This is a genomic window from Mycobacterium basiliense, from assembly GCF_900292015.1.
Classification (GTDB): domain Bacteria; phylum Actinomycetota; class Actinomycetes; order Mycobacteriales; family Mycobacteriaceae; genus Mycobacterium; species Mycobacterium basiliense.
This window is the reverse complement of record NZ_LR130759.1, coordinates 3,440,187-3,453,811: the sequence shown is the minus strand read 5'-3', so window position 1 is coordinate 3,453,811 and position 13,625 is coordinate 3,440,187. Positions and strand designations below refer to the sequence as shown.

Here is a 13,625-nt window from a genome sequence, read left to right as displayed (position 1 = left end):
AGTCGGTGTAGCGTCGCTGATCATGGCGGCTACCGAAACCACATCGGAAACCACAGACGAATTCAGCGACCGGATAGTGGCGGCCATCGACAGCGCCAGCCTGGCCATACTGCTCAGCGTCGGCCATCAGACCGGACTGCTGGACACCATGGCTCAGCTGCCGCCATCCACCAGCGCGCAAATCGCCGACGCGACGGGTCTCAGCGAGCGCTATGTCCGCGAGTGGCTGGGCGGCATGACGGCTGGCCAGGTTATCGAGTACGACGTCGAGGCCACCACCTACGCCCTGCCCGAACATCGCGCGGCAACGTTGACCCGAGCCGCCGGACCCAACAACCTGGCGCGGGTGACCCAGTTCCTGCCGCTGCTCGGCGAGGTCGAACAAAAAGTGATCGGCTGCTTTCGCGGGGGCGGCGGGGTGCACTACACCGAATACCCGCGCTTTCACACGCTGATGGCCGAGGTTAGCGGTGAGGTGTTCGACAGCGCGCTGATCGACGTCATCCTACCGCTGGTGGACGGGCTGCCCGAGGGCCTGCGTTCCGGTCTCGATGTCGCCGATTTCGGCTGCGGCAGCGGCCATGCAGTCAACCTCATGGCGCAGGCCTTCCCGGAGAGTCGGTTTACCGGCATCGACTTCTCGGACGAGGCGGTTGCCGCGGCAACCGGCGAGGCGGCCCGCCTCGGGCTGACCAACGTGGCCTTCGAGCGTCAGGATCTGACTACGTTGGACACGACCGGAGCCTACGACCTGGTGACCGCCTTCGACGCGATTCACGACCAGGCGCAGCCCGCGCGTGTGCTGGAGAACATCTACCGGGCGTTGCGACCCGGTGGTGTGCTGCTGATGGTCGACATCAAGGCTTCGAGTCGGCTCGAAGACAACATCGGCATCCCGATGAGCACCTACCTCTACACCATCTCGATGATGCACTGCATGACGGTGTCGTTGGCGCTGGGCGGCGCGGGACTCGGGACGGTGTGGGGACGCCAGTTGGCGACCGAGATGCTCGCCGATGCCGGTTTCGACGACGTGCAGGTTGCCGAGATCGAGTCGGACCCGCTGAACAACTACTACATCGCCAGGAAGTAGCCCAATCGCGAGGAAATGGCCGAGTCGGCGCCAGCTGAGCACCGGCACGCGGCACCACTTACCGATCCGCGGTTACCGTGCTCGTCGGCACGCTCTAGGCTCCTGCTCGATGGCCGCTCTCGACTTGCTGGACGACTGGCCGGTGTCGGCCGCTGCTGCTGCGGTGGTCGGACCCGCCGGTGTACTGGCTACCCACGGTGACACTTCGCGGGTATTCGCGCTGGCATCGGTAACCAAACCCCTCGTGGCCCGCGCCGCGCAGATCGCGATCGAGGAAGGCGCCGTGGAGCTCGATACCGACGCCGGTCCGCCCGGCTCCACCGTCCGCCACCTGCTGGCACACACGTCGGGGTTGGCCATGCATTCCGATCAGACGTTGGCCGCGCCCGGGACTCGCCGGATGTATTCGAACTACGGCTTCACCGTGCTGGCCGAGGTAGTCCAGCGCGAATCGGAGATCGAGTTCAGCAGCTATCTGGCGGCGGCGGTGTTCGAGCCACTGGGCATGACCACCACCCGGCTGGACGGCGGCGCGGCTGCGGCCGGGTTCGGCGCCACCTCGACGGTCGCCGATCTGGCGCTCTTCGCGGCCGACCTGTTGCGCCCGACGACGGTCTCGAGCCAAATGCATGCCGAGGCCACCGCGGTGCAATTCCCGGGCCTGGATGGGGTGCTGCCCGGATACGGTGTGCAGCGACCGAACGACTGGGGGCTGGGTTTTGAAATCAGGGATGCCAAGGCACCGCACTGGACGGGTGCGCGCAACTCGGGACACACGTACGGTCATTTCGGCCAATCGGGTGGTTTCATCTGGGCAGATCCCGACGCGGACCTGGCCCTGGTGGTGCTCACCGACCGCGATTTCGGCCAGTGGGCATTGGACCTATGGCCAGCGGTGTCAGACCGAGTTCTGGCCGAGTCCACCTAAAGTAAACTGCACACTAGCGCAACAGGGGTCCCACAGGGCACAATAGACACGCAGGACACAATAATTACAGACGTTTCGTCGCAGGCATTCTGCTGATCGGTTCACCAGGTCGTTGGGGAAGACGTCCCTCGTGGAACCGAAGGAGCAACAGATGCGTGCGTCGAATCAGTTCGCCGACTTGACGACCGGTGTGGTCTACGTCCACGCCTCGCCAGCGGCGGTGTGCCCGCATGTCGAGTGGGCGCTGTCGTCGACCCTGCAGGCCAAGGCGAACTTGGTCTGGACGCCGCAGCCGGCGATGCACGGGCAGCTGCGCGCGGCCACCAACTGGGTCGGGCCGGTGGGCACCGGCGGACGGCTGGCCAACTCGTTGCGCTCGTGGTCGGTGCTGCGTTTCGAGGTCACCGAGGATCCCAGCCCGGGAGTCGACGGGCAGCGGTTCTGTCATACCCCGCAGCTCGGATTGTGGAGCGGATCGATGAGCGCCAACGGCGACACGATGGTGGGGGAGATGCGGCTGCGGACGCTGATGGCGCAGGGCGCTGACACGCTTGCGGCCGAGTTGGATTCGGTCCTGGGTACCGCGTGGGATGAGGCGCTCGAGGTCTATCGCAACGGTGGCGACACTGGCGAGGTGACCTGGCTCAGCCGCGGCGTCGGCTAGTTAACCGGGACCGTAACCGGTTTGGCAGACAACGGCATGTCGACATTGCCTTTGCAGGTGCCGCTGTAGATGTCGGTGTGGAAGACGCCGGTGAGGATTCCGTACTGCCCGGGTGTGTAGACCGAGAGAGATTTCGCCGGGTCGTATTCGATGGTGCCATCCGGCAGCAGGCAGTCCCATTTCCAGGTCATTTCGCGTACCCATTGGGACCCGTTCCACGTGAACTCGATCGATCGCGGCATGGAGTCATTTTTCGGTGGAGGGGGGTTGTTGACCGTCGCGACGCACACGCCCGCCGAGCAAGTCGAGCTGATGGAGACGCTGGTCCGGTGGGCGAATTCAGGTTGGCTGGCGGCGACGCTGGTGCCGGTCTTCGCGTTGGCGGCAAGCGTAAGAATGTAATCCCCATTCCAGGCCGCCACCTCACCGGCGTAGGCCACCGGCGCCACGCACAGCGAGGCGAAAAGCGAAGCGGTCGCCGTGGCGACAACTCCGGTGTGGCGAACTCTTGACATCTTCCCTCCCGAATGAGCGGGTTCCCTCACCTAATGAGCGGGTTTGGAAAAGATGTCGCTGTCGGTGCAGCGGCCGTTACAGGATCGGTGGTCGAGCGGTTGCCCGAGCTTTGCCGCCGGTGGCCCAGGATTGGCCGAACCCGTTGCCGTTGCTTGCATCTCGCATCCGAGTCCCGGCGTGGCAGAACCAGAGAACAGACCGCTAGCCTCAGCCGTCGGCGCCGGACGTACCGGGTTGGCCGTACAGCAGTCCGCGGGTCCCACCGGCTCCGCCGCCACCACCTGAGCCACTGGCAATTCCGGATCCAGCGCTCCCGCCGGCCCCGCCGTCGCCGCCATTGCCGATCAGCTCGGCGTCCCCACCGACGCCACCGCTGCCGCCGTTCCCGCCGCGGCCGTCCGCGTTGCCCGCAAAGCCGGGGCCGCCGGCACCGCCGGTCCCGCCGGACCCGCCGGACCCGCCGTTGCCGAACAACCATCCGCCGGTGCCGCCGTTGCCACCGGTGCCGCCGGTGCCGCCGGTGCCGCCGTCGGTGTGTATGCCCAACTCTCCGGTACCGCCGTTGCCGCCGTTGCCGCCGTTGCCGCCGGCGCCGAACAACCATCCGCCGTTGCCGCCGGCCCCGCCGCTGCCGCCCTGGATGCCGTCGCCGACGTTGACGAGGCCGCTATCGCCACCGCTGCCCCCGCTCCCGCCGTTGCCGCATAACCACCCGCCGTGGCCGCCGGCACCTCCCTCGCCGCCGTTCAAGGTGCCACCGTTGCTGGCGGCGCCGTTGCCGGCGGCGCCCCCGTTGCCGATCAGCCCGGCGTTACCGCCGGCGCCTCCGTTGCCGCCACCGCTTGGACCGCTGTCGGTAGTCCCGCCGTTGCCGCCGGCTCCACCGTCGCCGTACAACCACCCGCCGTGACCGCCGGCCCCGCCGCTGCCGCCGGAGCCGCCGGTGCCGCCGGTGACGCGGCCTCCTCCGTTACCAGCGGCCCCACCGTTGCCGATCAGTCCGGCATTACCACCAGCGCCTCCGTTGCCGGAGGCGAAGCCGGCTTCGCTGTCTCCGCCGATGCCACCAGCGCCTCCGTTGCCGTACCACCACCCGCCGTGACCGCCGGCCCCGCCCGCGCCCGCCGGGCCGACGCCACCTAGGGCATTGGTGCTACCGCCGGCCCCTCCCGACCCGCCATGGCCGATCAGCCCGGCATTGCCGCCGCTACCGCCGGCCTGCCCGTCGCCACCGGCAGCACCGGCACCGCCGCTGCCGATCAATATTCCGCCATCCCCGCCGTTCTGTCCCGCTACCGTCGCATCGGCGCCGTTGCCGATCAGCGGGCGCCCTAACAGCGCTTGGGTAGGCGCATTGATCGCGTTGAGTATGTCTTGGCCCCAGCTCTGTAGCGAGGAGTTGACGGCCTCGGCGCTGGCGTACGAGCCGGCGGCTCCGCTCAGCGCTCGTACGAACTGGTCGTGAAACGCCGTCGCTTGCGTGCTGAGCTTCTGATACTGCTGAGCGTGGATGCCGAACACTGCGGCGATGGCCGCCGAGACCTCATCGGCGGCCGCGGGCAACACCGTCGTCGTCGATGCCGCCGCTGCCGCGTTGGCCGTATTGACCGCCGAGCCAATGCTTCCCAGCTGGGTTGCCGCGGCCGCCACCAACTCCGGTGCCACGTTCACAAAGGACATACTGAGCCTCCCCACAGTCCGTGCCTCGCGGCCGTGGGGCCGGCGGGCCGAGTAGAACCCACATTGTTGCAGCGACGCTGTGGCCGCGCTCCGAAAGCGCATGGCAAATGCCACAGAGAAGGCAAACGCACGCTGTGCACTCTGCCTAGATGTGGTCGTTGTGGAAGGTGAGGTCAGTCGAGCTTGCGAGTCTCGCTAGTCCGTCGCCTTGGAGGCAACTCGGCAACTGCTAACAGTTGTTGGGTCGCAGAATGTGCAGCGCGCCCGGAACCACAGAGATATTGGCGGGCAAAGGGCAGGCGAAGTCGCCGTCGGCGTACACGTTGATGCCCGGGCAGTCGACATCGATGGACTTGGCTCGCGCGGTGGTGACTTCGTCGAGTTCCACGTGGGTGCCCTTGACTACGGTGGGAAACATGCGGAGAAATCGTATTCGTGACCCCGTGCGCACCATGGTGATGTCGAGCAGGCCGTCGGTGTGATCGGCCGTAGGGCAGATCAGCATTCCGCCGCCGTAGCTGCGGGTATTGCCGAAAGCCGCAAGCGTGAGGCCACGGTCGATTTCTTGAGTTCCGTCGATCACCAAACGGAATGGCAGCGGCCGCAACTGCGAGAGTTCGGCCACCATCGCGGCGTAGTAGCGCATTCGACCGTGCGGCCAATTCATACGATTTGCCCGATCGGTGACCAGTGAATCGAATCCGGTTGCCGCTACGGTGCCGAACCATTTGTCCACCCCGTGGTTGTCCCGGATTCGGCCCAGGTCAATGGTTTCCGTCCAGCCGTCCGCGATGATGTCCGCAGCCGACTCGGGATCCATTGTAGGAACTCCGAATTCGCGAGCATGATCGTTGCCGGTGCCCGCCGGATTGATTCCCAATGGAACATCGGTGCCGGCCAGCACCTGCAACGCGATGGAAATGACGCCGTCACCGCCGGTGACGACGACGGCATCGGTGCCCTTCTCGACTGCGGCAGCCAGCAGATAGCGCGCATCTTCAGCGTTCTCACCGACGATTTCGATGACTTCCACCCCGCGATGATGCAGCCGGGCGATCGCGTGTTCGGCGGCCGAGACCGCGGCGCCGCGTCCGGATTGGGGATTGGTCAGTGCGGTGACCTTGTTAATCCTGCGGCGGTGGAGTCGTCCCGCCGCGGGATTCACGGGCTGTTCCGCGTTCACGGAATCAGCTTGCCGGGATTGAGAATTCCGGCCGGATCGAGCGTCTCCTTGATTGCACGCAGCAGCTGTACACCCAGATCGCCCACCTCGTCGCGCATCCACGCTCGGTGGTCGGCGCCGACCGCGTGGTGATGGGTGATGGTTCCGCCGGTGGACATGATCGCGTCGCACGCGGCCTTCTTGGCGGCCCACCACTGCTCGATCGGATTGCCGCGTTGCCCGGCGACGACGGTGAAGTACAACGAGGCGCCGGTTGGGTAGACGTGCGACACATGACACATCACCAGCGCCGGCGTGCCCGACTCCGCCAGGGAGGTGGTAAGAGCTTCGGTGACAGCGGTTTTCAGGGCGGGAATGTTGGACCAGTCGGTGGCGGTTTCCAGCGTCTCGCAGAGCGCGCCGGCCGCCAGCAGCGAGTCGCGCAGGTAGGGCGCACTGAACCGGCCATGCTCCCATGTTTGGGCCGGCCCTTCACCGAGTGACTTGCCGCCGTGCGCCTCTAGCAGCGCGCGCGTCTCGGCGTGCCTGCTCTCACTGTGTTCCTTGGTGCCCTCGAACAGGGTCAGGCCCAGACATCCACCGGTGACCTGGTTTTCGCCGATCGTCTCGTGGGTCGCGAGGTTGACGCCGGTCTCGGCCTCATCGGAAAGCCGCACCACCGTCGGGCCGGTGCCCGCCTGGGTGACGGCGCGCAGGGCCGCGACCCCGGTCTCGAAGTCCGGAAACGACCACGCCTCATAGCGAGTCGTCTCGGGTAACCGGTGCACCCGCAACCGCACCTTGGTGATCACGCCGAAGACGCCTTCCGAGCCGATTGCCAGCTGGCGCAGGTCTGGTCCGGCGGCTGAGGCGGCGACCCGACCCAGATCCAGCACTCCGGCCGGAGTGATCATGCGCAGGCCGATGATCATGTCGTTGAAACGGCCGTAGCCCGCCGAGTCCTGGCCCGACGACCGGGTTGCGGCGAACCCACCGATGGTGGCGTACTCGAAGCTTTGCGGGAAGTGTCCGAGTGAGAAGCCATGTTCGCCCAGCAGCCGTTCGGCGTCGGGGCCGGTGACACCGGCGCCCAGTTCGGCGATGCCGGAGACTTCGTCGAGGGAATGCAGCTCGTTGAAGCGCCGCAGGTCCAGTGAGATCACGGCGGTGAACTTTCCGCGGGTGGGATCCAGCCCGCCGGTCACGTTGGTGCCGCCGCCGAACGGGACGATCGCGATACCGTGATCCGAGCAGTAACGCAGGATCTCGGCAACGGTCTCATCGGCGTTAGGCCCCCCCGGCAGCAGGACCGCGTCTGGTGCGTCCTGGACGCCGGGGTCCTTCCGGCGCAGCATGTCGGGGGTGGACTTGCCGCCGGCTCGTAGCAACCGGTCGCGGTCGGAGGTGCGGAAGAACTCGGCGCCGACGATCTTGGCGAGGCCTTCCTGGTCCGCTTTCGACAATGCGCAAGGGCGCAGTTTGACCTGGTCGACCTCGAGCTCTTCAGCTCCGGAATCCTCAAGGCCGACAACCTGCTTCAGCAATGCGCGGATGCCATCGGAGAGTGGCTTGGCTGCGGCGGGATCTCCCCACGCGTTCCATTTCATTGGCGGGAGGAGTTCCTCGGGGTGCGTCATGCGTTACAGTATTACACATGCTGTCAATGAGTAATGCCCCCGAAGGTACCGGGGACCGCATACTGCAGGCAGCGGCGACCTGCGTCCGCGACTACGGAGTTGACCGGGTGACACTCGCCGAGATCGCACGGCGTGCCGGCGTGAGTCGACCGACGGTCTATCGTCGGTGGCCCGATACCCGGTCGATCATTTCGGCGTTGCTGACCGGGCACATCACCGAGGTGCTGCGAGCAGTGTCCCTCGATGGAGATGATCGCGAGGCGCTGGTAAGGCAGGTGGTGGCGGTGGCAGACCGGCTGCGGCGCGACGACCTGGTGATGGCTCTGATGCACTCGGAATTGGCCCGGGTTTATATCACCGAGCGCCTGGGTGCCAGCCAGCAGTTCCTGATCGACGGCCTCACGGCGCGACTGAAAGTGGCACAACGAACCGGCAGTGTCCGCGCTGGCGACCCCCGCAAACTCGCGACGATGGTCTTGCTGATTGCGCAGTCGACCATCCAGTCCGCAGACATTGTCAGCCCGATTCTCGACTCCACAGCGTTGGCCGCCGAACTCACCTACTCCCTGAATGGATACCTAGCCTGATGCCCAACCCAACCGCTCTCAATGCCGCGCGCCGTACCGCCGACCTGACGGCGCTTGCCGATGGTGTGCCACTGGATGTCGTGGTGATTGGGGGTGGGATCACCGGCGTCGGCATCGCCTTGGATGCCGCGTCGCGCGGTTTGCAGGTCGCCTTGGTGGAAAAGCACGATCTGGCGTTTGGCACCAGCCGCTGGAGCTCGAAATTGGTGCACGGTGGGCTGCGCTACCTGGCGACGGGCAACGTGGGCATCGCGCGACGTAGCGCCATCGAACGCGGAATCCTGATGACCCGCAACGCACCCCATCTCGTGCGCGCCATGCCGCAGTTAGTCCCGCTGCTGCCGTCGATGAATCGTGCCAAGCGCGCATTGGTGCGCACCGGATTTCTCGCGGGGGATGCGCTGCGGGTGCTGGCGGGTACGCCGTCTTCGACACTGCCCAGATCGCGCCGAATCTCGGCGCGGCGGGTGGCGGAAATGGCTCCGACCGTTCAGCGTGACGGTTTGGACGGCGGATTTCTCAACTATGACGGGCAATTGATCGATGACGCCCGGCTGGTCACCGCAGTGGCGCGGACAGCCGCACAGCACGGCGCGCGGATCCTCACCTATGTCGGCGCCTCCGATGCGACCGGCACCTCGGTACGGTTGACCGATCAGCGCAGCGGGCAGTCGTTCGACGTGTCGGCCCGGACGGTCATCAACGCCGCGGGAGTATGGGGCGGCCAAATCGAGTCCTCGCTGAAGTTGCGACCCAGCCGCGGCACCCATCTGGTCTTTGACGCCGCCGCGTTCGGCAATCCAACTGCGGCGCTGACGATCCCGATCCCGGGCGAACTCAACCGGTTTGTCTTCGCCATGCCCGAGCAGTTGGGCAGGGTCTATCTTGGACTGACCGACGAAGATGCTCCGGGTCCGATTCCCGATGTGCCAGAACCGTCTTCGGAGGAAATCATGTTCCTGTTGGACACGGTGAACACCGCGCTGGGCACCGCCCTGCAGAAGACCGACGTTATCGGCGCCTATGCCGGGCTGCGGCCGCTGATCGACACCGGTGAAGGCCGTACCTCTGACGTTTCCCGCGACCACGCCGTTTTCGAGTCGGCGTCGGGTGTGATCAGTGTGGTCGGCGGCAAGCTGACCGAATACCGTTTCATGGCAGAGGATGTCCTAAATCGCGCAATCAACATGCGGCAGCTGCCTGCCGCGGAATGTCGCACACGCAACCTGCCACTGATTGGTGCGCCGACCAACCCAGGGCCGTCCACTGGCCAGGGGAGCTTGCCGGAGTCGTTGGTCGCACGGTACGGGGCCGAGGCGGCCAACGTCATGGCCACCGCCACCTGCCAGCAACCCATGGAGCCGGTTGCCGAGGGCATCGATGTGACCAGGGCCGAGTTCGAGTATGCGGTAACCCATGAGGGTGCGCTGGACGTCGACGACGTCGTGGATCGCCGGACCCGGATTGGGCTGGTGCCCCGCGACCGCGAGCGGGTGGTCGGTGTGGCGGAGGAGTTTCTGGCCGGGGTCGGCTAGTTCTTTTGCGCGAGCAGACACAGAATCGCATTCTTTCGGTCGTACGCGTGCGAGTCTGCGTCTGCTCGCCGGGGTTAACTGGCCATGCGCGAGCGGTCCATGTGGCCGACGATCCGGGCTGCGAGGCGAGCGGGTACTTGCCTCACATCGGAGGCGACGATTGGGATGATCGTCCAACCGAGCTCCTGGATCTTGGCCCACCGCGTTTTGTCTCGAAGCATCTGGGTCCGGCCCGCGTGCCAGTCAATGCTCTCGTACTCCGCCGCCAGACACATTTCGGGCCAAGCGAAGTCGACTCGCCACAGCTCGCCGTCGTGGCCGTGGATCGGGTATTGAAGCTCCGGACGCGGCAATCCGTGGTCGATAATGACGAGGCGAACCTCGCTTTCCATTGCCGATTCTGCTCGTCCATCGGCGAATGGCGCTAGTTGACGTACGGCGACTATTCCTCTGCGCCCGCGCTGCTCGGCAATGGCGGCATTGATCTCGTCGCGAGTGCATCTCGTGGACCGCAGAGCGGCATCTAGTGTTGCCAATGCACGTGGACGGCTCAGCTGGCGAGCGACCTCGACGGCCGTCCATGCCGGCGCGGTTGCCAGCCGACCTGCGACCCGTTGCAATCGAGCGCCGGTGCGTTGGTGAACCATCAGACCGACGGTCGGCCGCATGCGTACGCCGGGATCGAGCACGTGGACGGCGGTGGTGTTCTCCGTGTCGAACCCGTACAGTGCGGCGGCGGTGCCCATGCACGCCACGGCTCGCTGACTCATGAATGTGTCGAGTGCGGCCAAGCGGCCCAAAAGATTTGGCTTTACCGCTGCGTAGACTCCGTACCACACACGTATCAGATCACCGTTTCTGACCTGAATATCGAGCTGCTGGCGGGTCAGGACAGTCAACAGCTGTGCGGTAGTAGCGAACCCGCCGGACTTCTCCAAAACAGTGCGCGCGTCGGGGTGCATCGGCAGAGCATGCGGGCCGCGCCCGTCATTGGCTAGTCAGCCTGGGGATAGCTGCGGCGAGCAGACGCAGAATCGCACGCGGAAGCTCCGCGAAGTGCGATTCTGCGTCTGCTCGCCAAAAGATCAGAGCGGGATGTTCTTGTGGCGACCGCGGCGTGCCGGTGCCTGGGCCAGCGCTTCGGTGAGCCTGCTGCGGGTGTGCGCCGGGTCGATCTTCTCATCGACCACACCGATATCGATGGCGCTGTCCACACCGCCGGCGATCCGCTCGTGCTCTTCGGCCAGCTGATCGTGCAGCGCTTCGCGTTCGTGGTCAGGCGCGGCGGCCAGCTTACGCTTGTGCAGAATGCCAACGGCCGCCTTGGCGCCCATCACCGCGACCTCGGCGTCCGGCCAGGCGAACACCTTGGTGGCATTCAACGACCGGGAGTTCATGGCAATGTAGGCCCCGCCGTAGGTCTTTCGGGTAACCAGCGTGACCCGCGGCACGGTGCATTCACCAAAAGCGTGCAGTAGTTTGGCGCCGCGGCGTACCACGCCACCCCATTCCTGGTCGACACCGGGCAGGTAGCCGGGGACATCGACGATCACCACGAGCGGGATTCCGAACGCGTCGCACAGTCGCACGAAACGTGCCGCCTTCTCCGCACTTTCGGAATTCAGGCAGCCGCCTAGGCGCAGCGGGTTGTTGGCCAGCACACCGACGGTGCGGCCCGACAAGCGGCCCAGCCCGACCACCATAGACGGTGCCCAATTGGCCTGGAACTCGTCAAATGGGGTGTCTTGGTCGAGGATCGCTGTCACGATCGGATGCACGTCGTAGGCGCGGCGCGCCGATTCGGGCAGCAGCGCGTGGATATCGGTATCGCCGGCCTCGGCCTTGCTGCGATCGAAATGCCCTTGCTGGCAAAATAGTCCGACCAGCCGGCGGCCACGCTCGTAGGCGTCGAGTTCGTCGTCGGCCACGATGTGACACACCCCGGACTTCTTGTGGTGAGTCTCCGGGCCGCCGAGTGAGGCCATATCCACGTCCTCACCGGTGACGCTGCGCACCACGTCGGGCCCGGTGACGAAAACCCGGCTCTCCGGAGCCATCACGACGACGTCGGTCAGCGCCGGTCCGTAGGCGGCGCCGCCGGCAGCGAAACCGACGACTACCGAGATCTGCGGAATGTAGCCGGACGCGCGAATCATGGCTTCGAACACCAAACCAACCGCGTGCAGCGCCCGCACACCTTCGGCCAGCCGGGCACCGCCGGAGTGCCAGATGCCCACAATCGGGCTCTGCTCCTCGATGGCGGTGTCGTAGGCGTTGACGATGTGCGTGCAGCCTTCAATGCCCATGGCGCCACCCATCACCGTGCCGTCGGTGCAGAACGCGATGGTGCGCACGCCGTTCACGGTGCCCGCCGCGGCCAGCACTCCGGAGCGGTCACGCTCGTGCAGTAGTTCCACGCTGTCGTCGTCGAAGAACGTGCACAACCGCAATAGCGGATCGCGGGGGTCGAGCGACTCGCCAACCGCCTCGGGGGCCATGATTGTCATCGCAGGTCTCCTGTTGTTCCGGTGTTGCTCGAGGTTTAGTAGCGCCCAAACGCGATCGCGACGTTGTGACCGCCGAACCCGAAGGAGTTGTTGACCGCATAGCGGTACTCACCAGGCCGCGGCTTGCCCGCCACCACATCCAAGTCGATCTCGGGATCGAGGTTGACAAGGTTCAGTGTCGGCGGGATCACCTGATCCCGCAACGCGAGGACGGTCAAGATCGACTCCACGGCGCCGACCGCACCCACCGAGTGGCCAAGCGCCGATTTGGGCGCATAGACCGCCGGCCGGTTGCGGCCGAGGGCGTTGTTGATTGCTCTCCCCTCGGCCACGTCACCAACCTGGGTGCCGGTGGCATGGGCGTTCACGTGATCGATGTCGCTGGGACTAAGGTCCGCGAGTTGGATCGCCCTGGTGATCGCATGTCCGGCGCGTTCCCCGTTGGGGTCCGGCGCCACCATGTGGAAGCCGTCCGACGTGACGCTGGCCCCCATGATCCGGGCCAGGATGTTGGCGCCGCGGGCCTTGGCGTGCTCCTCGGTCTCGATCACCATCAAAGCGCCGCCCTCACCGAACACGAACCCGTCGCGGTCCTTGTCGAATGGCCGACATGCACCGGCGGGGTCGTCGTTGTTGGTGGACATCACGATGCGCATGTTGGCGAACCCGGCGATCGGCACCGCCTCAATCCTGGTTTCCACACCACCGCAGATCGCGATGTCGGCCTCACCGAGTACGACCTGCTGCCACGCACGGGCGATGGCCTCGGAACCGGACGCACACGCTGATACCGGTGTCATCACACCGGCCTTGGCGTGGCGTTCCAAACCGACCGCCGCGGCGGCACCGTTGGGCATGTACTTCTGGACGGCGAGTGGCGAGATCGCCCTAAAGCCGCGCACCCGCATCTCGTCGTAGCCGAAGACGAGTTCTTCGGCAGAGCCCAGCCCGGTGCCGATCGATACCGCCAAACGGTTGGTGTCGACTTCGGGCGATCCAGCGTTCTCCCACACCCGACGACCCATAATGGTGGACATCCGCTGCAGGTAGGCGGTCCTGCGCAGCTCTACCCGCGTCAGCTGGTGGTCGAATTCCTCCAACAGGTGCCCGCCGATGCGGACTGGCAGGTCGAACTCCTCGACGAACGGGTCGTCGAGCTTTCGGATCCCGCTTTGCCCGTCCAACAACAGCTTCCACGTCTGCTCAGCGTCGGTTGCCAGCGCAGTTGTCATGGCAATGCCGGTGACGACCACATGCGGGAAAGCTTTCCCGGTAACCAGCTCTGTCATGGGTTTTGCGAACGTTCCTTCCGTATC

General features: G+C 65.8%; 12 protein-coding genes. 5 read left to right on the top strand and 7 right to left on the bottom strand.

Translation table 11 applies throughout. The annotated features are described in order from the left end of the window. Positions 1–22 precede the first annotated feature (22 nt). From MB901379_RS14575 to MB901379_RS14565, 3 genes are all read left to right on the top strand, one after another. Positions 23–1,093 carry a class I SAM-dependent methyltransferase gene (locus MB901379_RS14575; protein WP_158017316.1) on the top strand — a complete coding sequence of 357 codons (1,071 nt, stop codon included), beginning with the start codon at positions 23–25 and terminating at the stop codon, positions 1,091–1,093. A gap of 109 nt (positions 1,094–1,202) precedes the next feature. Continuing rightward, complete coding sequence (locus MB901379_RS14570) at positions 1,203–2,021, top strand: serine hydrolase domain-containing protein (protein WP_158017315.1); 819 nt, start codon at positions 1,203–1,205, stop codon at positions 2,019–2,021. Positions 2,022–2,172: 151 nt separating this feature from the next. Continuing rightward, positions 2,173–2,685: a DUF3145 domain-containing protein gene (locus MB901379_RS14565; protein WP_158017314.1), complete on the top strand. Its 513-nt coding sequence runs from the start codon at positions 2,173–2,175 to the stop codon at positions 2,683–2,685. On the opposite strand, the gene MB901379_RS14560 is transcribed toward MB901379_RS14565, so the two are convergent. From MB901379_RS14560 to MB901379_RS14545, 4 genes are all read right to left on the bottom strand, one after another. Next, positions 2,682–3,200, bottom strand: coding sequence for an Rv2253 family sensor-like surface protein (locus tag MB901379_RS14560; protein WP_158017313.1), 519 nt, complete (start codon positions 3,198–3,200; stop codon positions 2,682–2,684). The two genes, MB901379_RS14565 and MB901379_RS14560, sit on opposite strands and share 4 nt — an antisense overlap. A gap of 208 nt (positions 3,201–3,408) precedes the next feature. After that, the gene (locus MB901379_RS14555; RefSeq protein ID WP_158017312.1) at positions 3,409–4,881 is read right to left on the bottom strand and encodes a PE family protein; all 1,473 of its coding nucleotides are present in this window, start codon (positions 4,879–4,881) and stop codon (positions 3,409–3,411) included. A gap of 229 nt (positions 4,882–5,110) precedes the next feature. Then, the gene (locus tag MB901379_RS14550) at positions 5,111–6,046 is read right to left on the bottom strand and encodes a diacylglycerol kinase (protein WP_232022127.1); all 936 of its coding nucleotides are present in this window, start codon (positions 6,044–6,046) and stop codon (positions 5,111–5,113) included. Between the two features lie 14 nt (positions 6,047–6,060). Continuing rightward, positions 6,061–7,650 (bottom strand): FAD-binding oxidoreductase, encoded by a 1,590-nt coding sequence (locus tag MB901379_RS14545; protein WP_158019185.1) that lies wholly within the window; start codon positions 7,648–7,650, stop codon positions 6,061–6,063. 47 nt (positions 7,651–7,697) lie between these two features. On the opposite strand from MB901379_RS14545, the gene MB901379_RS14540 reads away from it, so the two are divergent. Both MB901379_RS14540 and MB901379_RS14535 read left to right on the top strand, forming a co-directional pair. After that, positions 7,698–8,267: a TetR/AcrR family transcriptional regulator gene (locus tag MB901379_RS14540; protein ID WP_158017310.1), complete on the top strand. Its 570-nt coding sequence runs from the start codon at positions 7,698–7,700 to the stop codon at positions 8,265–8,267. Continuing rightward, positions 8,267–9,802 carry a glycerol-3-phosphate dehydrogenase/oxidase gene (locus MB901379_RS14535; protein WP_158017309.1) on the top strand — a complete coding sequence of 512 codons (1,536 nt, stop codon included), beginning with the start codon at positions 8,267–8,269 and terminating at the stop codon, positions 9,800–9,802. The genes MB901379_RS14540 and MB901379_RS14535 overlap by 1 nt, the downstream gene beginning before the upstream one ends. 74 nt (positions 9,803–9,876) lie before the next feature. Here the strand turns inward: MB901379_RS14535 and MB901379_RS14530 are convergent, their stop codons facing one another. From MB901379_RS14530 to kasB, 3 genes are all read right to left on the bottom strand, one after another. Beyond that, on the bottom strand, positions 9,877–10,764 hold the full coding sequence (locus MB901379_RS14530) for a hypothetical protein (RefSeq protein ID WP_197717809.1): 888 nt from the start codon (positions 10,762–10,764) through the stop codon (positions 9,877–9,879). 123 nt (positions 10,765–10,887) lie between these two features. Continuing rightward, entirely contained in the window at positions 10,888–12,309 is a 1,422-nt protein-coding gene (locus tag MB901379_RS14525; RefSeq protein ID WP_158017308.1) for an acyl-CoA carboxylase subunit beta, read from the bottom strand. Positions 12,310–12,344: 35 nt separating this feature from the next. Next, positions 12,345–13,598 carry a 3-oxoacyl-ACP synthase KasB gene (gene kasB, locus MB901379_RS14520; RefSeq protein ID WP_197717808.1) on the bottom strand — a complete coding sequence of 418 codons (1,254 nt, stop codon included), beginning with the start codon at positions 13,596–13,598 and terminating at the stop codon, positions 12,345–12,347. Positions 13,599–13,625: the final 27 nt, after the last annotated feature.

Excerpts from the sequence above, each read along its gene's own strand:
- MB901379_RS14575 (WP_158017316.1), top strand. The coding sequence starts at position 23 with ATGGCGGCTACCGAAACCACATCGGAAACCACAGACGAATTCAGCGAC.
- MB901379_RS14570 (WP_158017315.1), top strand. The coding sequence starts at position 1,203 with ATGGCCGCTCTCGACTTGCTGGACGACTGGCCGGTGTCGGCCGCTGCT.
- MB901379_RS14565 (WP_158017314.1), top strand. The coding sequence starts at position 2,173 with ATGCGTGCGTCGAATCAGTTCGCCGACTTGACGACCGGTGTGGTCTAC.
- MB901379_RS14560 (WP_158017313.1), bottom strand. The coding sequence starts at position 3,200 with ATGTCAAGAGTTCGCCACACCGGAGTTGTCGCCACGGCGACCGCTTCG.
- MB901379_RS14555 (WP_158017312.1), bottom strand. The coding sequence starts at position 4,881 with ATGTCCTTTGTGAACGTGGCACCGGAGTTGGTGGCGGCCGCGGCAACC.
- MB901379_RS14545 (WP_158019185.1), bottom strand. The coding sequence starts at position 7,650 with ATGAAATGGAACGCGTGGGGAGATCCCGCCGCAGCCAAGCCACTCTCC.
- MB901379_RS14540 (WP_158017310.1), top strand. The coding sequence starts at position 7,698 with ATGCTGTCAATGAGTAATGCCCCCGAAGGTACCGGGGACCGCATACTG.
- MB901379_RS14535 (WP_158017309.1), top strand. The coding sequence starts at position 8,267 with ATGCCCAACCCAACCGCTCTCAATGCCGCGCGCCGTACCGCCGACCTG.
- MB901379_RS14530 (WP_197717809.1), bottom strand. The coding sequence starts at position 10,764 with ATGCACCCCGACGCGCGCACTGTTTTGGAGAAGTCCGGCGGGTTCGCT.
- MB901379_RS14525 (WP_158017308.1), bottom strand. The coding sequence starts at position 12,309 with ATGACAATCATGGCCCCCGAGGCGGTTGGCGAGTCGCTCGACCCCCGC.
- kasB (WP_197717808.1), bottom strand. The coding sequence starts at position 13,598 with ATGACAGAGCTGGTTACCGGGAAAGCTTTCCCGCATGTGGTCGTCACC.